26 protein-coding genes and 1 riboswitch are annotated in these 25421 nt (G+C 41.2%); of the genes, 4 read left to right on the top strand and 22 right to left on the bottom strand.

What is annotated here, in order from left to right:
- Positions 1 to 232 precede the first annotated feature (232 nt).
- From CSV79_RS14765 to CSV79_RS14830, 15 genes are all read right to left on the bottom strand, one after another.
- The gene (locus CSV79_RS14765; RefSeq protein ID WP_099689814.1) at positions 233 to 997 is read right to left on the bottom strand and encodes a TIGR01457 family HAD-type hydrolase; all 765 of its coding nucleotides are present in this window, start codon (positions 995 to 997) and stop codon (positions 233 to 235) included.
- A 5-nt stretch (positions 998 to 1002) separates the two neighbouring features.
- Positions 1003 to 1449 carry a DUF86 domain-containing protein gene (locus CSV79_RS14770; RefSeq protein ID WP_099689815.1) on the bottom strand — a complete coding sequence of 149 codons (447 nt, stop codon included), beginning with the start codon at positions 1447 to 1449 and terminating at the stop codon, positions 1003 to 1005.
- A gap of 94 nt (positions 1450 to 1543) precedes the next feature.
- A complete protein-coding gene (locus CSV79_RS14775) occupies positions 1544 to 1876 on the bottom strand; it encodes a YutD family protein (RefSeq protein WP_099689837.1) in 333 nt (110 codons plus the stop codon).
- Positions 1877 to 1891: 15 nt separating this feature from the next.
- Positions 1892 to 2857: a lipoyl synthase gene (gene lipA / locus CSV79_RS14780; protein WP_099689816.1), complete on the bottom strand. Its 966-nt coding sequence runs from the start codon at positions 2855 to 2857 to the stop codon at positions 1892 to 1894.
- Between the two features lie 277 nt (positions 2858 to 3134).
- Positions 3135 to 3272 (bottom strand): methionine/alanine import family NSS transporter small subunit, encoded by a 138-nt coding sequence (locus tag CSV79_RS16665; protein WP_233201464.1) that lies wholly within the window; start codon positions 3270 to 3272, stop codon positions 3135 to 3137.
- Positions 3273 to 4793: a sodium-dependent transporter gene (locus tag CSV79_RS14785; RefSeq protein ID WP_099689817.1), complete on the bottom strand. Its 1521-nt coding sequence runs from the start codon at positions 4791 to 4793 to the stop codon at positions 3273 to 3275.
- A gap of 165 nt (positions 4794 to 4958) precedes the next feature.
- Positions 4959 to 6527 (bottom strand): Na+/H+ antiporter NhaC family protein, encoded by a 1569-nt coding sequence (locus CSV79_RS14790; protein WP_099689818.1) that lies wholly within the window; start codon positions 6525 to 6527, stop codon positions 4959 to 4961.
- Positions 6528 to 6694: 167 nt separating this feature from the next.
- Positions 6695 to 6869, bottom strand: a riboswitch (Lysine riboswitch).
- Positions 6870 to 6925: 56 nt separating this feature from the next.
- Complete coding sequence (gene yunB / locus CSV79_RS14795) at positions 6926 to 7693, bottom strand: sporulation protein YunB (RefSeq protein WP_099689819.1); 768 nt, start codon at positions 7691 to 7693, stop codon at positions 6926 to 6928.
- A 49-nt stretch (positions 7694 to 7742) separates the two neighbouring features.
- The gene (locus CSV79_RS14800; protein WP_199171936.1) at positions 7743 to 9119 is read right to left on the bottom strand and encodes a bifunctional metallophosphatase/5'-nucleotidase; all 1377 of its coding nucleotides are present in this window, start codon (positions 9117 to 9119) and stop codon (positions 7743 to 7745) included.
- 5 nt (positions 9120 to 9124) lie between these two features.
- Positions 9125 to 9949, bottom strand: a complete 825-nt coding sequence (locus CSV79_RS14805) for a sulfite exporter TauE/SafE family protein (RefSeq protein ID WP_099689821.1) — start codon at positions 9947 to 9949, stop codon at positions 9125 to 9127.
- Entirely contained in the window at positions 9949 to 10809 is an 861-nt protein-coding gene (locus tag CSV79_RS14810) for a DUF72 domain-containing protein (protein WP_099689822.1), read from the bottom strand. Before CSV79_RS14810 ends, CSV79_RS14805 begins: the two co-directional genes overlap by 1 nt.
- A gap of 317 nt (positions 10810 to 11126) precedes the next feature.
- On the bottom strand, positions 11127 to 11483 hold the full coding sequence (locus CSV79_RS14815; protein WP_099689823.1) for a rhodanese-like domain-containing protein: 357 nt from the start codon (positions 11481 to 11483) through the stop codon (positions 11127 to 11129).
- A gap of 167 nt (positions 11484 to 11650) precedes the next feature.
- Positions 11651 to 11887 carry a glutaredoxin family protein gene (locus tag CSV79_RS14820; protein WP_099689824.1) on the bottom strand — a complete coding sequence of 79 codons (237 nt, stop codon included), beginning with the start codon at positions 11885 to 11887 and terminating at the stop codon, positions 11651 to 11653.
- Positions 11888 to 12273: 386 nt separating this feature from the next.
- Positions 12274 to 13251 carry an NAD(P)H-dependent flavin oxidoreductase gene (locus CSV79_RS14825; protein WP_099689825.1) on the bottom strand — a complete coding sequence of 326 codons (978 nt, stop codon included), beginning with the start codon at positions 13249 to 13251 and terminating at the stop codon, positions 12274 to 12276.
- A 247-nt stretch (positions 13252 to 13498) separates the two neighbouring features.
- Positions 13499 to 13963, bottom strand: coding sequence for a MarR family winged helix-turn-helix transcriptional regulator (locus CSV79_RS14830; RefSeq protein WP_099689826.1), 465 nt, complete (start codon positions 13961 to 13963; stop codon positions 13499 to 13501).
- Positions 13964 to 14215: 252 nt separating this feature from the next.
- Here CSV79_RS14830 and CSV79_RS14835 point away from each other — a divergent pair, with 252 nt between their 5' ends.
- The 4 genes from CSV79_RS14835 to CSV79_RS14850 all read left to right on the top strand — a co-directional run bounded on the left by CSV79_RS14835 (position 14216) and on the right by CSV79_RS14850 (position 18258).
- On the top strand, positions 14216 to 14638 hold the full coding sequence (locus CSV79_RS14835) for a PaaI family thioesterase (RefSeq protein ID WP_099689827.1): 423 nt from the start codon (positions 14216 to 14218) through the stop codon (positions 14636 to 14638).
- Positions 14639 to 15229: 591 nt separating this feature from the next.
- Positions 15230 to 16180: a CobW family GTP-binding protein gene (locus CSV79_RS14840; protein WP_099689828.1), complete on the top strand. Its 951-nt coding sequence runs from the start codon at positions 15230 to 15232 to the stop codon at positions 16178 to 16180.
- A gap of 61 nt (positions 16181 to 16241) precedes the next feature.
- Entirely contained in the window at positions 16242 to 17252 is a 1011-nt protein-coding gene (locus CSV79_RS14845) for a permease (protein WP_099689829.1), read from the top strand.
- Positions 17253 to 17268: 16 nt separating this feature from the next.
- Positions 17269 to 18258: a TIGR03943 family putative permease subunit gene (locus CSV79_RS14850; RefSeq protein WP_099689830.1), complete on the top strand. Its 990-nt coding sequence runs from the start codon at positions 17269 to 17271 to the stop codon at positions 18256 to 18258.
- Between the two features lie 155 nt (positions 18259 to 18413).
- Here the strand turns inward: CSV79_RS14850 and sufB are convergent, their stop codons facing one another.
- From sufB to CSV79_RS16895, 7 genes are all read right to left on the bottom strand, one after another.
- Entirely contained in the window at positions 18414 to 19811 is a 1398-nt protein-coding gene (gene sufB, locus CSV79_RS14855) for a Fe-S cluster assembly protein SufB (protein ID WP_099689831.1), read from the bottom strand.
- Between the two features lie 42 nt (positions 19812 to 19853).
- A complete protein-coding gene (gene sufU, locus CSV79_RS14860) occupies positions 19854 to 20291 on the bottom strand; it encodes a Fe-S cluster assembly sulfur transfer protein SufU (protein WP_099689832.1) in 438 nt (145 codons plus the stop codon).
- Positions 20281 to 21510, bottom strand: coding sequence for a cysteine desulfurase (locus CSV79_RS14865; protein WP_099689833.1), 1230 nt, complete (start codon positions 21508 to 21510; stop codon positions 20281 to 20283). The genes sufU and CSV79_RS14865 overlap by 11 nt, the downstream gene beginning before the upstream one ends.
- Positions 21510 to 22817, bottom strand: coding sequence for a Fe-S cluster assembly protein SufD (gene sufD, locus CSV79_RS14870; RefSeq protein WP_099689834.1), 1308 nt, complete (start codon positions 22815 to 22817; stop codon positions 21510 to 21512). The genes CSV79_RS14865 and sufD overlap by 1 nt, the downstream gene beginning before the upstream one ends.
- 18 nt (positions 22818 to 22835) lie before the next feature.
- On the bottom strand, positions 22836 to 23615 hold the full coding sequence (sufC, locus tag CSV79_RS14875) for a Fe-S cluster assembly ATPase SufC (RefSeq protein WP_099689835.1): 780 nt from the start codon (positions 23613 to 23615) through the stop codon (positions 22836 to 22838).
- 261 nt (positions 23616 to 23876) lie between these two features.
- Positions 23877 to 25058: a dicarboxylate/amino acid:cation symporter gene (locus tag CSV79_RS14880; RefSeq protein WP_099689836.1), complete on the bottom strand. Its 1182-nt coding sequence runs from the start codon at positions 25056 to 25058 to the stop codon at positions 23877 to 23879.
- On the bottom strand, positions 25055 to 25421 hold a 367-nt coding region (locus CSV79_RS16895; protein ID WP_158232557.1), incomplete at its 5' end, for a hypothetical protein. The genes CSV79_RS16895 and CSV79_RS14880, both read right to left, overlap by 4 nt.

Consider the following 25421-nt stretch of genomic DNA (forward strand, 5'->3'; position numbering starts at 1 on the left):
TAGTTGATCTTGTTCTTTTTTAGTGAATAATAGTTTAGTCATTTGATCCGACCCCCGACATCATTTTTATGTATAAACAAAAATACCCTATAAGACGGACTTTTTCAAAGTGTCCATCTTATAGGGTACAGTTTACTCTTGGCTGAGTTTGTTTACAGTCTTTTATTTGGTAAGGTTGAGAAAGGCGAGTTCAAAAGAATTTAGAATAGAAATCAAAGATCACACAACACATTCACTTTCTCCAGTCAGCAAGTGTAGACAGTACATAGGTCGGTTGGATTTCCATTTGCAGCAGTTCTTCAACTGGTGTGACGCCCGTTGCGACGTAGGCTGTGTCGATGCCGTAGCGAATGCCTACTAAGATGTCTGTGTCGTAGTTATCACCAATCATCACCATGTCTTCTTTTGCGTAGTTTCCTTGCTGCTGGATGAACTGCAGCATATAAGGTTCGGGCTTCCCTACGATGATTGGTTTCGTTTCGGTAGCAGCTTCCATCAATTGAAGGAATGAACCATTGCCTGGTACGAGCCCTCTTTCAGTAGGAAACCTCTGATCGGGATTGGTCCCTAAGAAATGTGCACCGTTGCGGATCGCAAGACAAGCTTCCGACAGCTTACTATACGTAATCTGACGGTCGAGACCCATCATTACAACGTCCGGATTCGTCGTTGTGACGGTAATCTGCTCTGCCGCTAACGCTTCTTCTAAACCCTCTTCACCAATCATCATCACGCGTGCACCTGGATATTGCTGTTTGCAGTATCGTGCCAGTGCCATCGGTGAATTCATAATATACTCAATGTCCGTTTGTACACCGAAGTCTGCTAATTTCTGTTGCTGTGCCGCACGAGTATATGCCGCATTATTCGTGACAAAATACGTCTCTGCGCCTTGTGCCTGACAGCGAGATACGAAATCTACAGCTTCTTGAATAGGTTCTCTTCCACGATACATCGTGCCGTCTAGATCTAAACAATACGCTTTATACGATTTCATAGCCATCACTCCGTCGGTAAAAATGCAGATACCGGCCCTAATTCATTCGTCAAATAATCTCGAACTTGTTGTGGGAACATTTTCAGTTCATTCACTGTTTGACGGATAGAGTTTTCCACTTCTGCAATATTCACTTCTGTAAATTGACGGACAATCATCGGACGAATCGAAATAAATGTTTTTAGTGGCACAGCTTGTTCCGATTGAATCACTTTTTCATCTTCTAAAATATCTATAATATCGTCGTAACTTCCAGGATCACGCATGATAAATCCATCGATCATGGAATTCCCCACGTCGATAATTCCCTCAATTAAACCGTGTGCAATACGCTCCACAGCTAGCTTCTTCACTTCGTTTTCTTGCCAATTGCTTTCGTTTTCAAAAGTTCCGATTAATTGCTCCATATAAGAAAGTGTTTTACTAATTTGGTTTTGATCGATAAAATACATAATGCCTCTTCCTCCTCATGTTGTACTCACTCTATCTTACCATATTTTCAACGAAACGAATAAAAGCTCCGAGCAATTGCCCGAAGCTTTTATTTTATTCTTTATCTGGTGTTTCAGTTTTCAGTTCAGTGGCGGACTCTTGTTCCGGTTTCACCTTACCGATTTTTTTCAAAATAAAATAGGCACAACCAAAGTTGCAGTATTCATAAATATAATCCTGTACGGTACTAATTTTAGTTTCATACGTAGATTTGGAATTACGATCTTCAAAAAATCCCTTTAACCGCAACTGTCCATATCCCCAGTCACCCAAGATATAATCATATTTTAAAAGCACTTCGCTAAAGCGTTCGTTCAATGCTTCTTCATCAAAGCCTTCCCGAAACTCTACCTCTATTTCATATTTCGTGTTTTCTAAAATAACCATCCGTTTCACTTCCATTTAACTGCTCGCTTGTCGTTCTAGTTCCAGTTGCTCGTCGCCTAGGCGCTGCTTTTCTTTAGCCGCTGCATTCACTTGCTCGTCAGCATGGTAGCTAGAGCGTACAAGCGGCCCCGCCTCACAATGAGAGAATCCCTTAGTCATTGCAATTTTACGCAATTCACCAAACTCATCAGGAGAATAATATTTTACTACTTTCGCATGTTTTTTTGTCGGCTGCAAGTACTGTCCGATTGTCATAATATCCACGTTATGTGCACGCAGATCATCCATCGTTTCGATAATTTCTTCTACCGTCTCGCCAAGCCCTACCATCAATGATGACTTCGTTGGAATATCTGGATACATTTCTTTTGAACGTGCTAATAATTCTAATGAACGATCATACGTTGCACGCGCACGAATTCTCGGCGTTAAGCGGCGTACCGTTTCGATGTTGTGATTTAAAATATCTGGTTTTGCATCCATTAAACGTTGTAAATTGTCACGATCGCCCCCCATATCTGAAGGCAATACTTCAATCGTCGTAAATGGATTGCTACGACGAATCGCACGGATTGTTTCCGCGAAAATCGCAGATCCACCATCTTTCAAATCATCTCGTGCTACCGCTGTGACGACAACGTGTTTTAAGTTCATTAGTTCAACTGATTCTGCTACGCGCTCAGGCTCAGCCGTGTCGAGTTCGTTTGGTAAGCCGGTTTTTACTGCACAGAAGCGGCAAGCTCTTGTACATACAGCGCCTAAGATCATGAAAGTTGCTGTTCGACGCTCTCCCCAACATTCGTGGATATTTGGACAACGTGCTTCTTCACAAACTGTATGTAAATTTTTCTCACGCATTAATTTCTTTAAACCTGTATAGTTCTCATTGGTGTTTAGCTTGATCTTCAGCCAATCAGGCTTCTTTACATGCTCTGATTTTCTTCCTGTTTCAGGTCTACATGACAACGCTACCGACTCCATTCTGTTCTAAGTTTCTACTCATGTCAATGTAACATAAATTCAGAAATCCTTCAATTATAGATGACGCTTCCGTGCTGGTGAAATAGTAAGTAAGAGAGTGGAAGGCTATCGTTACGCTGCGCTCCAGGCGGACGCGTTTGCGAAAATAAGCGTAGCGTTGGAAGCACATCTTTGATTTAAATCCCGAACCACTTCCCACTTTCTCCTCTCCTTTCCCTAAGCCAACATTCAAAAAAACGTCCGCAACCAATTCCCCGGTTGCGGACGTTTGTTGTATTTACTGTTCGACCTTAAACTTTTTCTTAAACTTCGTCAGTATAGAGGCATAGAAGACACTCAAAAATAGACCGCCCCAGATAATGATTATGCCAACGATCATCATGAGAATCGCAGAACCGCTCATTCCTGTAACCATTTAATGTCCTCCTTTATCATCTTCATAATCCGTAGCAATATGCGTATTGTTTTTCCACTTCAGCGACGTGAAGACGATTGCCATCACAAACGCACCAATCGCAGCTGGCCACCCGATTGTCCATAAGAAAGATGTAGGATATCCTTCGTAGTTTTCAGCGATATTATCTTTAATCAAGAAGAATAACATCGTGCCAAGTACAAATGGCGTGATGAAAGTTAAGGAAACTTTCCACCACCAGCCTAAACGAATATCTGATACCGCATTTGCATGTTGCTCAAAAACTCCGAGTTTTCTGAATACCCATGCCAGCAAGATGACTTCGACTAGCCCGATGACCGCAATACCAAATTGGTTAATGAAGTAATCTGCTACGTCTAGGAAATACAAACCTCCTTTTGTTGCATATAACAAGGAAATGACTGATGATAACCCAACACCGATCGTTACAGAACGACGTCTAGACATATTGAATTTATCTGACATACCTGCGATATACGTTTCACATATCGAGATGAGGGACGTAATCCCTGCAAGTACGAGTGACAGGAAGAAGAATGTACCGAACAGACCATTCAATCCTGGCATTTGATTGATGATTTCGGGGAACACAACGAACGCGAGACCTACACCAGCGGATGCTACGTCTTTTACGTCCACCCCTTGTGTAGTTGCCATGAATCCTAGTACTGCAAACACTCCGATCCCTGATAATAACTCTACAGATGAGTTCGCAAAGCCCGTAATGAATGCGTTATTTGTTATATCCGACTTCTTCGGCAAATAACTGGAATACGTGATCATAATAGCAAACGCGATTGATAAACTAAAGAAAATATGTCCATAAGCTGCAACCCACACCCGTGGATTCAATAACTTCTCTACATCTGGTTTGAAAAACGCATCCAAACCGACCATCGCACCGTCAAGTGTAATCGCACGGATCACGACGCATAAAAAGAGAACAAAAAGAACCGGAATAAATATACGATTCGCAAGCTCGATCCCCTTCTTAACTCCGCCTAGTAAGATAATGTAACAAATTACCCAAACGAGTACTAGTGGAATGGCTACGCCTCCAACTAACCCACCGACTTCTCCTGGAGTATCCGCTAATTTCAGCACATCCCCAAAGAAGAAATCTTGTGGCTTATCCCCCCAAGATAAATTAAACGAATAAATCGTGTACTTCATCGCCCATGCGATGATAACCGCATAGTAGGTGGAAATGACAAAGGATACGAAAATCCCCCACCAGCCTAGGAACTCTGTCTTCTTTCCATTTAATCGGAAGAAAGAAAGTGGTGCCGATCCACGGTACTTATGACCTATTGTGAACTCCATGATGAGAATAGGAATACCAGCTGTTAAAAGTGCAAATAAATACGGGATGAAAAATGCCCCGCCGCCATTCTCGTATGCGACATACGGAAAGCGCCAAATGTTACCTAATCCGATTGCCGAACCAACTGCTGCCAATATAAAACCGGCTCTTGTTCCCCATTGCGCACGATTTTCCATACAACTCTCTCCTCTCTTATTGTTATTTTACAAAACCTATTACCATTTTATTTATTCTGACAACTCTAGTTCTGTATACTACAGTATAAACAGGACATTCAGAGATGTCAAAACAAATTTAGACTAAGAATGACGTATCCATCACTCTTAGTCTAATGTTGTATTTTATACAGTACTAGCTTCTCGTCGTTTTCCTTTTACACTCCAGTATGTGAATAATACTATTAAGGCAATAATAACCGCTGCTAATCCAATCCACACAGAACCTGTTAAGCCCAGAACGAAGTAACCTATAGACGCCACACTTGCCGCAACTACTGCATATGGTAATTGAGTCGCCACGTGATCCATGTGATTACAGCCTGCTCCTGTAGAAGATAGAATGGTTGTATCAGAAATCGGTGAACAGTGATCACCGAATACAGCTCCAGCCAACACCGCCGCTAATGCTGGTAATAATAATTCAGGTGCCGCGTTAACCATAATCGTACCCGCAATCGGCATCAGTATTCCAAACGACCCCCAAGATGTCCCAGTAGAGAACGCCATCAGTCCAGCGAGTACAAAGATTAGTACAGGTAAGAATGCTACAGGTATATTTAATCTTTCCACGGTTTGCGATAAGAATAAACCTGTATCCAGCGTAGCAATCAATGCTGTTAAGCCCCACGCGAAAATCAAAATTAGAATAGCTGGCATCATCGCTTTCAGTCCGCTAACGAACGCACGGCCCATCCACGAGGTACTCGCTGTTTCATTTTCCTTCATTTGAGCTACATATAATAGCATCGCAAGAAGAGTCGCTGTAACGCCACCTATTACTAATGATTTCGGTACATCCGTATTTTCGAAAATAGCCCAAATATCGAATACGCCCGCTTCTTGATAGCCTGTGAAAATCATCATGCCTAGCGTCACAAAGATTAACGTCACGATCGGCAACACTAAATCACGTACTTTTCCGTGCGTATGTTCAGGGAACTCTTCTTTTAATTGACCAGGAATTTCTTTTTCGGGATCATATAATTCACCTTCATTGACTGCACGATCTTCATGCTTCTTCATTTCAAAGAAGTCATTATTCGTCCAAGCGAAGAAGAACACCATCGATAATGTCGCGATGACGTAGAAATTCATCGGTGCCATCATGATGAAAGCTGTCAACGGTGAATAACTAATCGCGGCTGTTGTTCCAAGGATGATCGCCAATTGTCCAATCAAGAATGCACCCCAGCTTGAAATCGGTGACACTACACAAATCGGTGCTGAAGTAGAATCAATGAAATAGGCCAATTTCGCACGTGATATCTTGTGTTGATCCGTAATAGGTCGTGCAATCTGTCCGACTGCTAGAGCATTAAAGTAGTCATCTACGAAAATCGCAATTCCTAGAATCATCGTTAGCAACTTCGCACCACGTTTTGTCCGAATGCGTGTAACAGCCCAGCGCGCAAATGCCGCACTTCCTCCAGACAAACTAACGAATGCTGTAATCACTCCTAGTAGTAATAAAAATAGCATGATAAATATATTATACGTATTTATACCATCATCCCAAAACGAAATCGTCATCGCCGTCCAAATGCCTTTTAGTGTTTCCAAAGGAGCAAATTCAGCAATGAGTAAAGCGGCTGTAACAATCCCAGCTCCTAAAGATAATAACACTCTCCTCGTCACCAATACCATCACGATGGCGATCACAGGAGGCAATATGGAAACCCATGTTCCAATCATAGTAATTCCTCCTTTTTCTAGTTGCAAATTCTATCGAACATGTAAGAAGGCCATACGAAAAGTGCAGAGTTCATTCAACTAAAAAACCGACTCCAACAAGTTGTAACTAACGAGTAGGAGTCGGCGATACAGTTCATCTGCATATCATCAATGCGTGCGGATCATCTGGCTGTTGTAGTTCCCCATACATTATCGCTGTATGACAGTGCCATTCCTCTTTGAAATGACCCCAACTTGAGAAGTTGACCTTTCTCAAACTTCGGCATCGCTTCCTTTCACTCGCGGTCTTAGACGTCACTCTCATGCAAGTTACTTATAAACTATGCAGCCTCTACGGTAGTTTCGATATTCTTCTAGTAACAAGTGTAGCAATAATCGACAATGTACACAACACCCATTTACTCGGGATCTAGTAGCGGTACTTCGACCTGTGCAGGCGTTTGCTCTCCTTTTGAATAAATTTGTGGTACTTTCCCTCTAATCAGTCCAATCGCTACTGGAATCTTTTGTTCAACGACACTTCTACTAGTTGCGAGCGGTACGATAATTTGTACATTCACCTTAACAATTACATTGACTTCTACGTGTGCATTGTTAATACCAAATTCAGTGATTTTCGTATCTACCGTGGCATGGACATCACCGATGACGTGGAAACGAATAGGTATCTTCGGGCCCAAGTTACCAATCAATGGGATATTCGTTGCTTGCCCTAGCGGAACGAAGAAGACAATCCCTTGGCCTTTCGCTGTCATATCTGGGTTATATTCCAAATCTCCAAGCGGTGGTAGCATGTCTAGCTCCCCGCCTTCCGCACGTTCTAGATGATCTTCCACTAGCTGATGAACCTCGGCCATCACTTGGCCAATAATATCTGCATTAAACTTTGTCGTGACGATATCTGTCGAATCATCCGGCACATTTTCTATAATATCATTAACATCATAAATACTTGACGAACGCGACTTAATCGCTTGGCTAATGACGTGACCTGCTATTTTTTCTGTTTGAACTTCGGCATATTGTGTGTAAATGGGGGTCAGCTGTTTATTAACTGAGTAAAAAAATAAGGCCACTGCCACAAAAATCGTAGGAATGATAAAACGTAAAATATTTTTCGCCTGACGATTTCTTCTCGGTCGTTGTTGATTAGTATAAAACCGCATAAAGACGCCTCCTGCTTCACTTTATGCGAAACGGGAGGCGTACATTCTTTTATTCATTGAAATATTTTTTACCATACCAACCGAGTACATCACGTAGCATTTCAGGCATGATATATTGTTTCGGCACTTCTTTTAATAACGGGAAGAAGTAGCCGAATGTGAACATATCTAGCGTAGCAAGTGAATATTTCTCTCCAGACTTTACTAATCGATTACCCGCAAATAATCGCCCTTCATGATTGCGGTATAAATGTTCATGTATCATGCTTCCCATGAACGTTCCGCGAAAGCCTAGTCCTTTAATTTCAAGTTCAGCCCATTTCGGATCGAGTGATTGTTCATAGATTGCTAGTAACTCCGCACCGTCCAGTTGTACGATACATGGATTAATAGGGTGTGGCAATAATGAATGCAGATTGCCTTTCGTTACCCAACCTTCGTCTAAACTACCAAGGAAAATCCCTGCATTGAAAAGAGCACAGTCCGCATTCGTATAAGTAAGTAGCGCGCGTCCGAATAACGATGACAATGGGCTATCACCTGTTAGACGCTGAGATAGCGGTGACGGATTATAAAATACTGGCACTTGTAAGGATTGATCACCCACTGAGATATATGAATTAATTTCCTGCACATCTTCTGCCGTTCGCTCCATCGCGTCGGTAGGAAATACTTCTGCTTCCATATGGACGACTTGATTTGTTAAGCGATCAATATCCACTTGTATATGCCCAACATATTGACCGAACTTTCCTGTTGCCGCAATGAGTGTATCATCTGACCACTCGCCTGTTGGCAGGAGGTGATGCGTATGTCCGCCTAAAATAATATCTAGTTCAGGACATTCTGTAGCAAGCAGACGATCTTCATTGATACCTAAATGCGATAGACAGACGATAACGTCCACTTCTTTCCGCAAATTACGGGAGACTCTCTGTAATTCAGCATGTGGTTCTAATACATCCCAGCCGAGTTGGCGATAAAATGTATAATAAGGAGCTGTGGCACCGACGAGTCCAATTCTTACACCGTCCGCTGTCTCCAGTATACTAGAAGCTTTCGACCAATAAGGCTGTTCCCCGTTCAGTTCTTTTATATTACATAGCACGACGTCGAACATTGCTTCTTCATATAACGACTCTAGCTCTTGTTTAGACATCGTAATGCCTTCGTTATTACCGATAGTTGCAGCGTCATATCCAGCTTCGTTTAGCAAAGTGATATTGCCTTTCCCTTCCGTACCTTCTGTAAACGGATGGGATCGATCGACATGATCACCAATATCAAATAGAAATACAGCTTCTCCAGCCCGTATAGCTAGCTCTTTCCGTTGTTTCAGAAACCGCTTGATCTGCGGCCAGTTTTCGAAATGACTATGTACATCATTCGTATGATAAATATGAATCGTCGTTACCGTTTCTTTCATATACGTCACCCCCAAATCCCCTCATAAATGGAACGTAATCCAAAGACGAGTAAAATAATGCGTATGACTAAGACGAGTGTATCTGATTTCATTTTGCCGTTTAAATAAGCCCCTAACATCCCTCCGAAGTACGCTCCAGGCACAACTGGAATCGTATAAATCCAAGGTACATGCCCAAGTGAAATATGCGAGATCGAGTTAACGACAGCTGATAAGAACACCATTAGCATCGAAGTCGCAACCGCTACGTGTGGAGGGAATAAGAACAACAAAATCATTGCCGGTACAACCATCGTCCCGCCACCGATACCGAATAATCCGGACGTTACCCCGATGAAGAGTGACAACAGGATTGCGAACCAAACTGGATAACCGTAAATATGCGTTTTCCCTTGTGGGTCGGTAAACTTAATCTTTTTGCCATTATCAACGAACCAACGAATTGGCTTTAAGTATTTTCTTGTCAGTAATAGTGTAGACAAAACGATTAATAAAATACCAAAGTATAGATTAAATGATTGCAAACTTACACTTTTATTAATCCATGCACCGAATATGATACCTGGTATACTTGCGACGAAAAATAGAAAGGCACTGCGGTAATCGATTGTTTTCACTCTCATATAAGTAACTGTCGAACCGAGTCCATTCGCGATCATCATAATGACCGACAAACCTACAACACTTTGCGGCGTGATATCAGGAATCATCCTAAGATTCAACCCAATAAACAATGTGACCGGCACTAAGATCGTTCCTCCACCAAGGCCAGCAATTGAGCCGATGACACCTGACGCCAATCCGATAAGTGCGAGTATTACAAATTCCATTACTGATCCTCCTCAAACAAATCCAACTGCTTCGTAAGCGGCTGACCATATTCTATGTTAACTAGACTCGCAAATTGCTTCGCGTTCTTCGCTGCATGCTGACCGGAGTTATTATTAAAAATGACAAATACGTCTTGCGCTTGTTGCTGTAGGGTATTGACGATCTCACGCATACCTTGCAGTTCCTTTTCATTGTAATCATATAAATAGCGGACTTTTCGCCACGTTTGGTTATCCTTCATCGTATTGACCCAGCCTTTGCCATTGCGACCATGCAGACGCAACAACACTTTTGGATCCGTCGCTATTGGCACAAGCGGCACACTACCATCCCCTACTTGCGGTTCATCACAGACTACATGGATGATGTTTAAGCTTTTAAGGAAATCCAATGTCTTTTGGCGATATGCCGGCGAGTACCATGATTGGTGGCGGAACTCTACCGCAATCGGCAACGGTTGCAATTGCTCCTGGACATAGCGGATGTGATCGACATTTTCCTTCTGACAATCAAACCACGGTGGAAACTGCACAAGCACCATCGCTAGTTTCCTAGACTCCGCAAACGACGTCATCGACAGTTTAAACAGCGAGAACATCTCTTCTTCAGTATCATAAGGTAGTTTACCACGCTGATGTCCTGTGATGCCTTGATACGCTTTGACCATGAATTGGAAGTTCGCAGGTGTTTCCTCGGTCCACTTATCCATCACTTTTTTAGATTGTATCGCGTAAAATGTCGAGTCTAGCTCGACAATCGGGAAATGTTTGCTGTAGTCGACTAGTTTTTTATTCGCTACTGTACTTTGATTATAGAGGCTCGGATGGTCTCCCCAGCCCGTCAAACCTACATGAATCATGGCCCCCCCTCCTTTTACCTTTAGCTTAGTGTATCATATCCTATGTATTTTCGGAAAAATCGATGCTTTTGATTTGGAGGATGCTCTGGATGCATGGTGGGTGATTATAGAAACGTAGTGGGTGATCATTGAACTTGCCCCAACGCTCATAGAACTTCCCAAGTGATCATTGAACTCAACCCAACGCTCATTGAACTCCCCAAGCGATCATTGAACTCAACCCAACGCTCATTGAACTCGCCCAGCGCTCATAGAACACTTTCCTCCCCACGAAAAAAAAGCATCTCAGACAAAATACCTCCGAAATGCTGCCCTATTCAACCTTGCCACGTACTCATCCCACCACGAACATTCGTGACGTGAGTAAATCCCGCCTTTTTTAACTCGCCTGCTGCTTTTAAGCTACGCATACCGCTTTGACAGATAACCACTACTTCTTGGTCTTTCTTCAAACTGGCGACTTTTCTATTCAACTCATTCAAAGGAATATTATTAAATTCTTTTATATGTCGTCCTTTATATTCTGCTGGTGTTCGTACATCTACGAACTGAACTTTCTTGTCGTTCAACACCCCTTTCAGTTCATCCGTTGATATGATTCGTACACCTTTCGCTGGCTTCATTCGCCAAATTAAAAATAGGACGACAAGCGCAAATAAGATCCAACCATCCATTGTTGTGGCCTCCTTTAGTTAGTGAGTCAACTCCATGATGACGAGGATCCCACCCATCACCACAAATGCTATGTGTCCGATGCAGATACGAGGATAGAATGTTTTCTCTAATTCCTCTGGTGTTTCAATGGTGCATGTTTTGCAAGCAAAAAATCGTTTGATCCAATTCATGCGTCTAATGCAGCTTTCACGCCCGCCGGATCAAAACCTAGAATCCATTGACCATTGAATTGTGTTTGTGGAACTCCCATCTGCCCGGTAGTTTCCACTAAACGCTGACCCGCCTCTGGATCCGTCGATACATTGATTGTTTCATAAGGTACATTGAGCTCATCTAAATAATTCGTCATCATCGTACAATATGGGCAAGTAGATGAAACATACACTGTTGCTTTTGCTGTCATAAATAAAGACCCCATTTCATTGGTTAATAGCTACATTATATACCCCCGTCGGTATACAATCAACTAATCGGTTTCTTGTATGTAATGAGCGAAGGGTTGTTGCAACAGATTCTAGATGAATGATTGACATCATAGTGACGAACACACTCCACTACACCCCCAAGACTATCCCCATGTCGGCCACACAAAAGAAACCGAAGCGGCAATATGACACTTCGGTTTCTACTATATAATATATTTACTAGTTTTATATCGTTCGGTGAAAGGCTAGACGTCATTCTAAACTCAGAGTCTACTTCCACTAAAATAGCTTTTGTAAATCATAGGCCTTAATATGATATAGTACTCTATCTTTACGGAGTACTATATAGTTAGTTTCTTAAAAACTACCTGCTTGCTATGTTTCTCCTGTTGCACATTAATTTATCTTTCGCTTGGTTATATTGGTCTGCTAATTGTGTGATATAGTCTTTTGTAGGCTGTACTTTGTCGATAACACCGATTCCCTGACCGCAGCCCCAAATATCTTTCCAGGCTTTTTTTCCAACATCTCCACCAAAATTCATTTTCGTTGGATCACTTTCCGGCAAGTTATCTGGATCCAAGCCAGAAGCACGAATGGACGGAGCTAAATAATTCCCGTGTACGCCAGTGAAATAATTGCTGTAAACAATATCATCAGAATTTGCGTCCACTATCGCCTGCTTATATTCTTCAGCAGCTCTTGCTTCTTCAGTGGCAATAAATGGTGACCCGATGTAAGCAAAATCTGCTCCCATTGCTTCCGCTGCTAAAACACTTCCTCCGGTTGCAATTGAACCTCCGAGCGCCAGTGGGCCGTCAAACCATTCACGGATTTCCTGAATGAGAGCAAACGGGCTTTTCAATCCTGCATGCCCCCCTGCTCCTGCCGCTATGGCAATTAAACCATCTGCTCCTTTTTCAATTGCTTTCTTAGCGAACATATTATTAATTACATCATGCAAGACAATACCACCATAACTATGAGCAGCCTGATAGACGTCTTCTCTCGCCCCAAGAGACGTAATAAGGATTGGTACTTTATACTTCACACAAATCTCCATATCTTCTTGAAGTCTTTCATTTGACCGGTGAACGATTTGGTTAATAGCAAACGGTGCTGCTGGTTTATCAGGATTTTTTGCATTATAGTCCGCTAATTCTTCCGTAATCTCTGCAAGCCACTCATCGAATTGAGATGCCGGTCTAGCATTCAGAGACGGCATAGAACCGATAATTCCTGCTTTACACTGCGCAATGACCGTTTTTGGGTTACTGATAATAAACATTGGTGACGCAATCACCGGAATACTCATATTTTTTTTCAATTCCATTATATTCATCAAGTATGCCCTCCCCCTTTTGCAAACGCTTTCAATTGGTTTTCTATAAATTTCTCTAAGTATGCACATATACTGTTCTTCAACATAACTAGACGGTTCAAGCAACTTCACAATATATGTATATACATGTATTTTACTTGATTTTTGTGACTTGTCAATCAATTTATCCATCAATCTTTTTATTTCCGCTATAAACTAGGTGATTCCATTTAGAATATAGTACCCATCCTATTCTTTTCCTGCTAACTCAGACTTTGTAATTGTCTATAGCTTTCTGCAATTCCCCTAGTTTACTTAATAAATTCATATACTCCTCATTTCCGATAGAGCCTTCAATCTGTTCTTGTACTTGCATCCAGATGGGTGTGGCATTGTTTAATTTCTCATACCCTAACTCTGTTATAGTGACCACCTTAGTTCGTGAATCAAGCGTAGCCTTCTTGATCTCGACATAGCCGGAGTCCTTTAAAATATTCAAATTTCGGGTTACTGTTGTTTGATCAAGTAGCATTATTTCCCCCAGTTTACTAATTGAAATATCTGGAGAGTTATAAATATTACCTAGCATATAGTATTGGGTGATTTTCAATCCAGTAGGTTTCAACAGCTTATTGTATAGCTGCGTAAGAGATCCTGTCACTGTTCGAAGATTTGCACAGGCACAAACTTGGATAATATGATCGACTTGGGTCTGATCTAAATTACTTTTCATGGAGCTCTCCCCTTTCTTAATAATAAAGTTATCTATTTTTTCAGTTATCCTTGACAATTTATCTGTACGCTATACTATTGTACATGTATAGATAATGATTTGAAAGTTCGTTTACTAGCGTAGTTGTTCATTTCCCGCAGATACATGTAGATACATATATTGGTGAGAAATAGCTTTTAAAGCGAAATCAATGTAACGGATCCAGTAAGAGAACGTAACCGCAGTATTCATAAAATGGAGGGGAGAGGAATTATGAACGTACTTAATTTATCATTTGAAAATGACTTGGACAAGACGCTTATTGGAGCATTAGGAATTACATTTAAAGAGGCAGGGCCTGACAAGGTAGTATGCGAAATGCCTGTAGGACCAAAAACCATCCAGCCGATGGGACTGTTGCATGGAGGAGCTTCAGTCGCTCTTGCTGAAACAGCTGCCAGCATAGCTGCTGCCTTGAATCTGAATCGCGAGACCCATTATCCAGTGGGTCAGGAAATAAACGCAAACCATATAAGAGGTAAAAAAGATGGTGTCGTTACCGCAACTGCTGTCCCTTTTCATAGGGGCCGCACATCCATGGTATGGGACATCCAGATAACTGATGAAGAAGGTAAATTAATCAGTGTTTCGAGATGCACGATTGCTGTTGTGAAGAAAAATAAGGATGAACATTAAAACCCTAAAACATTTAGCGTTTTGCTTTCAACAAGAAAAAACCTGCCGAATTTGGCAGGTTTTTTTGTTTTATCCGATAGTACCTTCCATCTCGAACTTGATCAAGCGGTTCCTCTCTACCGCGTATTCCTTCGGTAGCACCTATGAGTGTGGCATCATGGAAGTGCCAATCATTCCGTAACATAAAGGTAGATGTTAAAAGGTCATCTAAAATCGCTACGTCCTTTGCAATGTCATTCCGCGGCGTATCGTTTTCATCAAAATAAATAATCCCCTGAAAAGCAAAGCATCTTCATTAATTTCTTCAAATAGTTTTATTATACAATGCTTTCTTTCAAACGCTACATGTGAAGATCCACCTCCTAAAATTCCCTCCCCACAATAAATGACAAGGAAATATATTACCGATTTACATGCGTAACCTCCATACGGAGATAAACTTTTGTGGTTTCCAGCTCTTCAGTTATTTTCAGTTGTACACTTACATAGTATAACTCATTAAATCGGAATGATTACGTTTTGCATGTCGTAATGACTTCGATTTATTAGAAAGAATACTTCTAATAACTTGGGAAAGGGATGCCATAAAAAATGAAAATACCTGTGTATATGATTAGTGGATTTCTTGGCAGTGGTAAAACAACGATTCTACTTACTATGATTGAAGAATGTAAAAGAAAAGGGTTAAAGGCCGGAATCATACTTAATGAATTAGGAGAAAAAAATGTAGAGGAGGGATATTTTGAAAATCAGAATTTGAAACAATTATTAAATGGATGTATTTGTTGTACTATGCAAAACGACTTGAGGCAAACACTCAGGTCGTTTGTAGGAGAAACTATTGACATTCTTTTTATCGAAGGGACAGGTGTTGCGAATCCAGCAGATATTGAGGAAACATTAATCAGTCCAGAGTTCATAGAGTTTTTTGATCTACATTCTATGATAAGTGTTGTCGATGGAAGTTGTTTTCTTGAATATCAAAACTTTTTTGCAAGCAGTAAGGAGATTCGTATGTTATTACATGAACAAATTACGCGAACCACGATGGTCGTTATTAATAAAATAGATCTAACGAAGCCTGCAATACTATTAAAAGTAGATAAAAAAATCAAAGGCATTCTTAATCAGAGTGTACCCGTCTTTCAAACCAATTTTGGTAAAGTAAAGATGAATCAGTTATTTAAAAAAAGATATTTTCTTCCAGATCTACATGCTGAAAAAACGCCAGCCAATCTAGACCACAAACATCATCAATCTATCATTCATTCTATCCAAATTAAAAATGTTCCTGCTGTGAATCGGAGTTTTTTAACTCAGTGGATAGAACAATTACCAAAAGAGGTTCTAAGAGGAAAAGGGATCGTTGAATTAACAGATACCCCCGGACTATTTATCATACAGTTTTCATCAGGGATTTTACGTTTTGAAAAAGTGAAGAAAAAAGGAATGCAACCAGTAATTATTCTAATTGGCGATGGATTAAATGAAGAAGTAATAAATAGTGATTTCCTAGCACTGCTTAAGAAGGACTTCACGTGATAATGGAAAAGGATAATAAGGTTATATTTATAGCTGGAATAGTAGATATGGAGTTGAATATATGATTAGTTCGATAACAAATGGAATGAAAGACCTAATAGGTATCGTAACTTTTTTTGTATTTATCACTTTATTCCTTTTCAATACACAGCTGCTAGATTACTTCGGGATCTTTATCGCTAATCAATGGTTACATGTGAATGCTATTTTTATTAGTATCCTATTAGAAGCGTTTCCGTTTGTACTCTTAGGCGTTTTTGTGTCAGCTCTCATTCAATCATTTGTCTCTGAGGACACTTTACAAAGAGTGTTACCGAAACACGCCTATCTTGGACTAATCCCTGCGGCGCTACTAGGTGCAATATTTCCAGTGTGTGAATGTGCCATTATACCGGTAGTTAGAAGATTAATTAAAAAAGGCATGCCTCTTCAATTCGGAGTTGTTCTTATGATGTCTGCTCCCATACTTAATCCGATTGTAGCGGCATCTACGTACTATGCTTTTCAACAGGATCTTACTATGCTTTACTTGCGGATGAGTTTAGGTTTTATTTTGTCTATTATTATTGGATTCATCATGTTTCAACTCTTTGGCAAGACGAACCAATTAAGATGGACAAAGGAAGAACTTACTGGTGCATCAAGTATCCAACGATCTAAAAAAAGAAATAAGTGGAAACAAACCTTTTATCATGCCAGTGATGAGTTTTTTGATATGGGTAAATATTTGATATTTGGTGCGTTCTTGGCGAGTATTGTCAATGTTTTTCTGGATCGCACGATGCTTGCCTCACTTACTTCCAACGAAGCAGGTTCAACCGCAATTATGATGGGATTGGCATTTATCTTGTCACTTTGTTCAGAAGCGGATGCTTTTGTAGCTTCCTCTTTTTCGAATCAGTTCTCTAGTGCTTCTTTGCTAGCATTCCTAGTTTTCGGTCCTATGCTTGACTTGAAAAATGTATTGCTTTATTTAGCCTATTTTAAAACGAAATTTGTGCTTATTCTCACGATTACGATAACTACTGCTACCTTTTGTTCTGTGTTACTAGTTCATATTTTTCTACAATGAGAAGGGCGGATGGCTGTTGAATTCAAGAAAATCGACCGTTTCATTGCAATTTCATATGTTCTTAAGAGGGATTATTTTAATCGGATTCTTTTTGCTAATTTTAAAGTTTGTAGTAAATGAAACAATTCATTTATATATAGCCCCTAAAATGCTTCCTTTTGTTTACTTTGCAGGTGGATGTTTCTTTATTATCGGAGTCTTTCAATTCTTCAAAAGCATGTCTTCGAATCTAGCAGAGGATATTGAATGCAATTGCGGTGTTGATCACTACATGAAAGGGTCATTTATCGGAAAAACCATTATTTATTTATTGTTTATCCTACCTATTATTTTCGGACTTGGATTTCCCCAAAGTATCATCGATAGCTCAGTTGCTGCAAATAAAGGAATTCAATACGGTGGTGGTTTGTACAATTACAACCAAAAAAACTCTGCTACTATGCTAGAAAATCAAAAGTATTCAAGCACAATAGATATGAATGAACACGTTGATGACCTCGAAGAATATTTGGTGGAAACGGATCAACAAGATGCGAGTAAAGATATGGCGGAAGATATTCCAACTCCCCTTCCCGATACAACCACTGGTGAATATAATATTTATAGCGTATACGATGAATTTTTAGCGGAGTATTCGGAAATGGATCACATTGAGGTAACTGATGAAAATTATCTAGATGTCATCTCTGTCATTAATATCTACTTGGATAAGTTTGTCGGAAAAACATTGACAATGAAAGGTTTTGTATATCGGGAACCCGACTTTAACGAACAACAAATCGTTGTGGCCAGATTTGCGATGAATTGTTGTGTAGCTGATGCCAGTGTGTTTGGAACGATAGTAGAGAGTGATCAGGTTCAATCTTATGAAACAGATTCATGGATTGAAGTGACTGGAACAATAAATGAGACGTCATATAAGGGTCAAAAAGTGATGCGTTTATCGCCAGATCAAATAGTGAAAATAGATACACCTAAAGATCCGTATGTATATCCGTATTATTAAGATGTAGTTAGTTCAGATTCACTCACATAGATTGTGAGTATACTACGTTTTTCATTACGAAACGAATGTCTATATGTTCTTAAAATAGTGATGATTGTCATAGTTCTACTCAAAAAAACCCTTGCCACACTAAAGTGGCAAGGGGAGAAATTGTATTATCCGATTGAACCTTCCATTTCGAACTTAATCAAGCGGTTCATCTCTACCGCATATTCCATCGGTAGTTCTTTTGTGAATGGCTCAATGAAGCCCATGACGATCATTTCAGTCGCTTCTAATTCAGGAATTCCACGGCTCATCAAGTAGAAGAGCTGCTCTTCCGAAACTTTTGATACTTTTGCTTCGTGTTCCAATGAAATATTGTCATTCAAGATTTCATTGTATGGAATTGTATCAGAAGTTGATTGCTTATCCATGATCAATGTATCACATTCAATGTTCGCACGCGCACCGTCTGCTTTACGTCCGAAGTGAACCACTCCACGATACGTAACTTTTCCGCCATGTTGAGAAATTGATTTGGATACGATTGTCGAAGATGTGTTTGGTGCTAAGTGCATCATTTTCGCACCCGCGTCTTGGTGTTGACCTTTACCAGCCAATGCAATGGATAACGTCAAACCACGTGCGCCTTCACCTTTTAAGATGACTGCTGGGTACTTCATCGTCAATTTAGAACCGATGTTACCGTCGATCCATTCCATTGTCGCGTTCGCTTCACATACTGCACGCTTCGTTACCAAGTTGTAGACGTTGTTCGCCCAGTTTTGGATCGTCGTATAACGGCAATATGCGTCTTTTTTAATGATAATCTCAACTACAGCACTGTGTAGAGAGTTCGTTGTGTAAACAGGTGCTGTACAGCCTTCTACGTAGTGAACGCTTGCGCCTTCGTCTACGATGATGAGTGTACGCTCAAACTGTCCCATGTTTTCCGAGTTAATACGGAAATACGCTTGTAGCGGTGTTTCTACTTTTACGCCAGGCGGTACGTAGATGAAAGACCCACCAGACCATACAGCAGAGTTTAACGCTGAGAATTTATTATCTGAGTTCGGAATTACCGTACCCCAATACTTCTTGAATAGCTCTTCGTTTTCACGAAGTGCAGAATCTGTGTCTTTAAAGACGATTCCCATATCTTCAAGTTCTGATTTCATATTGTGGTAAACCACTTCAGATTCATACTGTGCAGATACACCCGCCAAGTATTTTTGTTCTGCTTCAGGAATACCTAGTTTATCAAACGTACGCTTGATTTCTTCAGGCACTTCATCCCAAGAACGTTCTGTAGCTTCAGATGGTTTTACGTAATATGTGATCTCATCGAAATTCAATGAATTCAAGTCTCCGCCCCATTGTGGCATCGGCTTGCTGTAGAAAATTTCCAATGATTTCAAACGGTAATCCAGCATCCATTGTGGTTCGTCTTTCATACCAGAGATTTCTTCCACTATTTCACGTGTCAGTCCACGTTCTGAACGGAATACAGAAACGTCTTTGTCATGGAAACCATATTTATAATCGCCAATTTCAGGCATTTGTTTCGCCATTATAATTCCTCCGTCCCGTAATTGCTCGTACTATGGCCAAGGTCACTGCGACTCGCCAGAGATTCCCTTTTCCATCGCCTTCCAGCTCAATGTAGCACATTTAATACGGGCAGGGAATTGCGCGACACCCGATAATGCTTCTAAGTCATCTAGGTCAATTGATTCGTCCAAATCTTTGCCTAACATCATATCTGAGAAAGTTTGAGCTAACTTTGTTGCTTCTTCTGTCGTTTTACCTTTGATCATTTGTGTCATCATGGAAGCAGATGCCATCGAAATGGAACATCCTTCCCCTTCAAACTTCGCATCTTTAACAATATCGCCTTCAACGTTCATCGTTAAATGAATGACATCTCCGCAAGTAGGGTTATTCATGTCAATTGTGACATTCCCACCTTCGAGGATCCCTTTGTTTTTCGGGTTTTTATAATGATCCATGATCACTGAACGATACAGCTGGTCGAGTTTGTTAGTAGACATCGTTAAAATACTCCTTTGTTGTGCGAAGTCCTTCCACGAGGCGGTCTACGTCATCCGTGGTGTTATATAGATAAAAGCTTGCGCGTGCAGTCGCTGAACATTCCAGCCACTTCATCAATGGTTGTGCACAGTGATGACCTGCACGTACAGCAATTCCATTCATATCGAGTACAGTTGCGACATCATGCGGGTGAACATCATTCAAGTTGAATGTGACCAAGCCCGCACGTTTACCCGGATCAGTTGGACCATAAATCGTCAAACCGTCGATTTCAGACATTTTCTCCATCGCATAGCCTGCTAATTCATGCTCATGCTGTTCGATAGCGTCCAAACCGATTTCTTCCAAGAAGTCAATTGCTGCACCGAGTCCGATTGCTCCTGCAATGATGGGTGTACCGCCTTCAAATTTCCAAGGTAGCTCTTTCCAAGTAGATTCATACAAACCAACGAAATCAATCATCTCGCCACCGAATTCTACTGGTTCCATTGCATTCAGCAAATCCTTTTTACCGTAGAGGACACCGATACCGGTAGGTCCACACATTTTATGTCCGGAAAATGCAAGGAAATCGCAATCTAGTTTCTGTACATCTAGTTTTAAGTGTGGTGCCGCTTGTGCCGCATCCACACACATAATCGCGCCATGTTCGTGAGCGATTTTAGTAATTTCTTTAATTGGGTTCATCGTGCCGAGAACGTTTGACACATACATGATCGAAACGATTTTCGTACGATTCGTAATCGTCTCGCGTACTTTCTCAAGCGATAATGTACCGTCTTCTTCTAAATCAATATATTTCAACACAGCGCCTGTTTCTTTGGCTAGTTGTTGCCAAGGAATGATATTGGAATGGTGCTCCATATGAGTGATGACAATTTCATCACCTTCAGCGACGTTTGCACGGCCATAGCCTTGAGCGACTGTATTTAATGCTGTTGTTGTCCCGCGCATGAAAATAATTTCTTGCGTAGATTTTGCATTGATAAATTTACGAACTTTTTCACGTGCACCTTCATAACCATCCGTCGCACGATTACCGAGTGTATGCACCCCCCGGTGAACATTGGAATTATCCAAGCGATAATAGCGATCGAGTGCTTCGATCACTTGAATAGGTTTTTGCGATGTTGCCGCACTATCCAAGTATACTAGTGGATGACCATTGATTTCCTGGTCTAATATAGGGAAATGATTGCGGATGTCTTTACTGAGCATTAACGCACTTTCCTTTCAATAACCTCCGTCAATTGCTTTCTAACACCTTCGATCGGCAATTTGCTGACCACTGGCGCTAAAAATCCATGAATGATGAGGCGTTCTGCTTCTTCTTTTGAAATCCCGCGGCTCATGAGGTAGTACATCTGCAATGGATCTACTCGACCTACTGAAGCTGCGTGACCTGCTGTTACATCATCTTCGTCAATGAGTAGAATCGGGTTCGCGTCGCCACGTCCTCTTTCACTCAACATCAGAATACGAGATTCTTGTACAGCGTTTGAACGTGTTGCACCTTTTGCAATACGGCCAATCCCGTTGAAAATCGCTGAGGATGACTCTTTCATCACACCATGCTTCAAGATGAATGCGTCTGTATCTAAACCCCAATGAACGATTTCGGAAGTGAAGTTTTGCTTCTGATTCCCACGTCCAACGACCACTGTTTTCATATCACTAGATGAACCGTTACCGACCAAGTGCGTGATATTTTCTGAAATAGTATTGCCGTCATTCATCAAACCAAGTGCCCACTCGATGCGTGCGTGTGGGCCTGTAATGCCGCGGCGATTGACGTATGTTGTCAAACCTTCAGCTAGCACATCTACTGCGCCGTAAACGACTTTAGCATTATCCATCGCAAACACTTCAGAAACGATGTTTGCTTGTCCTTCTGCATGCTCCATTGTAGAAAGATAGTTTTCTACGTAAGTGACCGAACTATTCGCTTCCGCCACGATCAGTACGTGGTTAAACAATGAAGCTTTTTCATTGTCGTGAATGAATAGAACTTGAAGCGGATCTTCAATGACCACATTTTTTGGTACGTAAATAAATACGCCACCGTTGATCATTGCTGCGTGAAGAGCTGTTAATTTATGCTCATTCACTTTTACGCCGTCAGTCATTAAATACTTTTGCACTAACTCACTGTGTTCGCGAGTGGCTGTGAAAATATCTGTCAAGATCACACCTTGAGCCTGAAGTTCAGCTGACAACGATGTGAAGGCAGGCGTATTGTTATGCTGCACGTAAATGTTTTGTTGGTGTTCTTCATCAATCAATTCAATCGCTTCTGTCGGTAGTTCCGATAATGTAGCGTAGATTGAACTTTCTACTGTATGTGAAGGGAATTCCGTGAAATTCCAATTAGTAATTTTAGTCTTATCTGGTTTCGGCATTGCAAGCACTTCTGCTTTCGCTAAAGCACTCGCACGAAAATCTGCCATCCAAGCAGCTTCCTCCACGTTTGCGGAATAAGAGCGGACGTCTTGTTCGGTCAATGCCAATGTTGTTTCAACCGTCATTTTGAGTCGTCCCCTTTCTTATGCTTCTGCTCCAACCGTCTCATCTTCAATACCAAGTTCATCTTTAATCCAGTCATACCCTTGCTCTTCAAGTTTCGAAGCTAATTCAGCGCCACCGGACTTAACAATTCTACCTTGCATAATGATATGCACTTGGTCAGGTTCGATATAGTTCAACAAACGTTGGTAGTGAGTAATCATTAGGCAACCGAAACCTTCGCCACGCATTTCGTTAATTCCTTTAGAAACGACTTTCAATGCATCGATATCTAAACCGGAGTCAATTTCATCTAAAACTGCAAATTTTGGTTTTAACATCATCAACTGGAGGATTTCGTTACGCTTTTTCTCTCCACCTGAGAAGCCTTCGTTCAAGTAGCGAGTAGCCATATCTTCGTCCATCTCTAAGAAATCCATTTTGCTATCGAGTTCACGGATGAATTTCATCAAGGAAATTTCATCACCCTCTTCACGACGTGCATTTACGCCTGAACGAAGGAAATCAGCGTTTGTAACGCCTGTAATTTCGCTAGGATATTGCATCGCTAGGAATAGACCTGCCTTCGCACGCTCGTCTACTTCCATTGCTAGAACATCTTCACCGTCAATTGTAATAGAACCTGATGTCACTTCATATTTAGGGTGGCCCATAATTGCAGATGCAAGTGTAGATTTCCCCGTACCATTTGGTCCCATAATTGCATGGACCTCATTTGTATTAATTGTTAAGGTAACACCTTTTAAGATTTCTTTGCCCTCAATTTGGACATGAAGATCTTTAATTTCCAAAGTTGCCATTCCAATACCTCCAGTATGATCGCGTTGAATGGTTAGCCATTCTTTATTTAGTATCATTCTAATCTTAACCCATATTTGAGTTAGTTGCAAATCATTAAGAATCATTACAAATCAAGAGTGAAATCATTGATTTGACGCGGTTCAAAGTGTTTTATACAATATTTATTTTTCAATTGACTAGTATTGAATGAGAATCAATGAACGATTGGTACATAAGAATTAGACAAAAAAATCGGCAAACTTCGCCGATTTTTTTATAAACTATACTTTTTTCGTGAAGCGGTCAACGATCATCGCAAGCGCCCCGTCACCTGTTACGTTTGTAGCTGTTCCGAAGCTATCTTGCGCTAAATACAAAGCAATCATTAACGCAACCATGGCATCTGAAAAGCCGAGCATTGTTGTCAATAGTCCCGTCGCCGCCACAACTGCACCACCTGGTACCCCTGGAGCTGCAATCATTGTGACCCCCAACATAAAAATGAATTGTAAGTAACTGCCAAAGCTAATGTCAACACCATTCATTAACATGACACCAATTGAACAAGATACGATCGTAATGGTACTACCTGATAAGTGAATCGTCGCGAATAAAGGAACTGCGAAATTCGTTACACGCTCAGACGCACCTGTTTTCTTCGCCTGACGAAGCGTAACAGGAATCGTTGCTGCTGAAGATTGTGTACCAATCGCTGTTAAATACGCGGGTAACATCGTTTTCATGAGCACAAATGGATTGCGTTTATTCAACGAACCCGCCACTGTGTACTGCAATGTTAGCATGATCAAATGTAGCGCTATGATCATGATGAAGACTAATACAAAGACGGAAAGCACATTCGCAACTTCACCTGTATACGTCATATTCAAGAAGATCCCGAAAATATGGAATGGCAACAATGGAATAATTACGACTGAAATAACTTTTTCAATAATGAGATTAAACTCATCGAAAAATGACATCATCGTCTTTCCTTTGATCGCCGCCATACCAATTCCAAGTACAAATGCGAGTAAAAGTGCAGTCATAATTCCCATCATCGGATCCATATCCACCTGGAAAAACGCTACCCCTGCTTCACGCGCACCTTCTGCAATATCCGTATCCGTCGATTGGTGAATAAAGTTCGGTAAAATCGTTGTCGCCACAACAAACGCTAGCAGTCCCGCAATAACAGTAGAACTATAAGCAAACGCTGCAGACATACCAAGCAACTTACCAGATCCTGCTCCTAGCTTCGCAATACTTGGTGCAATGAACGCAATAATGATCAATGGCACGATAAAGTTCAAAAATCCACCAAACAACATATTAAACGTGGCTGCTAACCGAACGAACCAATGGGCACCCCCCTCATGAATAGCAGGCAGTAGAAAACCCAGCCCAATCGCTAGCACAATGGCAATCAAAATCCGCCAAATGAGCCCTAATTTAAATTTCACAACACGTCCTCCTCAAATACACATCTGTCTAACTGAAACAAAATAACTTTATCACATGTTGCGAGATTATAGAAGATGCGAAGTGAATTTTTAATAGTCTGAATCCACATTTTGAGTGAGATGGCTATGAGCGTGGGGCTGGGGTCTATGAGCGTGGAGCCGAGGTCTATGAGCGTGGAGCCGAGGTCTATGAGCGTGGAGCTGGGGTCTATGAGCGTGGAGCTGGGGTCTATGAGCGTGGAGCTGGGGTCTATGAGCGTGGAGCCGAGGTCTATGAGCGTGGAGCCGAGGTCTATGAGCGTGGAGCCGAGGTCTATGAGCGTGGAGCCGAGGTCTATGAGCGTGGAGCCGAGGTCTATGAGC

It is taken from the genome of Sporosarcina sp. P13, from assembly GCF_002743055.1.
GTDB lineage: Bacteria > Bacillota > Bacilli > Bacillales_A > Planococcaceae > Sporosarcina.

Excerpts from the sequence above, each read along its gene's own strand:
- CSV79_RS14765 (WP_099689814.1), bottom strand. The coding sequence starts at position 997 with ATGAAATCGTATAAAGCGTATTGTTTAGATCTAGACGGCACGATGTAT.
- CSV79_RS14770 (WP_099689815.1), bottom strand. The coding sequence starts at position 1,449 with ATGTATTTTATCGATCAAAACCAAATTAGTAAAACACTTTCTTATATG.
- CSV79_RS14775 (WP_099689837.1), bottom strand. The coding sequence starts at position 1,876 with ATGGTTATTTTAGAAAACACGAAATATGAAATAGAGGTAGAGTTTCGG.
- lipA (WP_099689816.1), bottom strand. The coding sequence starts at position 2,857 with ATGGAGTCGGTAGCGTTGTCATGTAGACCTGAAACAGGAAGAAAATCA.
- CSV79_RS16665 (WP_233201464.1), bottom strand. The coding sequence starts at position 3,272 with ATGGTTACAGGAATGAGCGGTTCTGCGATTCTCATGATGATCGTTGGC.
- CSV79_RS14785 (WP_099689817.1), bottom strand. The coding sequence starts at position 4,793 with ATGGAAAATCGTGCGCAATGGGGAACAAGAGCCGGTTTTATATTGGCA.
- CSV79_RS14790 (WP_099689818.1), bottom strand. The coding sequence starts at position 6,527 with ATGATTGGAACATGGGTTTCCATATTGCCTCCTGTGATCGCCATCGTG.
- yunB (WP_099689819.1), bottom strand. The coding sequence starts at position 7,693 with ATGCGGTTTTATACTAATCAACAACGACCGAGAAGAAATCGTCAGGCG.
- CSV79_RS14800 (WP_199171936.1), bottom strand. The coding sequence starts at position 9,119 with ATGAAAGAAACGGTAACGACGATTCATATTTATCATACGAATGATGTA.
- CSV79_RS14805 (WP_099689821.1), bottom strand. The coding sequence starts at position 9,949 with ATGGAATTTGTAATACTCGCACTTATCGGATTGGCGTCAGGTGTCATC.
- CSV79_RS14810 (WP_099689822.1), bottom strand. The coding sequence starts at position 10,809 with ATGATTCATGTAGGTTTGACGGGCTGGGGAGACCATCCGAGCCTCTAT.
- CSV79_RS14815 (WP_099689823.1), bottom strand. The coding sequence starts at position 11,483 with ATGGATGGTTGGATCTTATTTGCGCTTGTCGTCCTATTTTTAATTTGG.
- CSV79_RS14820 (WP_099689824.1), bottom strand. The coding sequence starts at position 11,887 with ATGACAGCAAAAGCAACAGTGTATGTTTCATCTACTTGCCCATATTGT.
- CSV79_RS14825 (WP_099689825.1), bottom strand. The coding sequence starts at position 13,251 with ATGAATATAATGGAATTGAAAAAAAATATGAGTATTCCGGTGATTGCG.
- CSV79_RS14830 (WP_099689826.1), bottom strand. The coding sequence starts at position 13,963 with ATGAAAAGTAATTTAGATCAGACCCAAGTCGATCATATTATCCAAGTT.
- CSV79_RS14835 (WP_099689827.1), top strand. The coding sequence starts at position 14,216 with ATGAACGTACTTAATTTATCATTTGAAAATGACTTGGACAAGACGCTT.
- CSV79_RS14840 (WP_099689828.1), top strand. The coding sequence starts at position 15,230 with ATGAAAATACCTGTGTATATGATTAGTGGATTTCTTGGCAGTGGTAAA.
- CSV79_RS14845 (WP_099689829.1), top strand. The coding sequence starts at position 16,242 with ATGATTAGTTCGATAACAAATGGAATGAAAGACCTAATAGGTATCGTA.
- sufB (WP_099689831.1), bottom strand. The coding sequence starts at position 19,811 with ATGGCGAAACAAATGCCTGAAATTGGCGATTATAAATATGGTTTCCAT.
- sufU (WP_099689832.1), bottom strand. The coding sequence starts at position 20,291 with ATGTCTACTAACAAACTCGACCAGCTGTATCGTTCAGTGATCATGGAT.
- CSV79_RS14865 (WP_099689833.1), bottom strand. The coding sequence starts at position 21,510 with ATGCTCAGTAAAGACATCCGCAATCATTTCCCTATATTAGACCAGGAA.
- sufD (WP_099689834.1), bottom strand. The coding sequence starts at position 22,817 with ATGACGGTTGAAACAACATTGGCATTGACCGAACAAGACGTCCGCTCT.
- sufC (WP_099689835.1), bottom strand. The coding sequence starts at position 23,615 with ATGGCAACTTTGGAAATTAAAGATCTTCATGTCCAAATTGAGGGCAAA.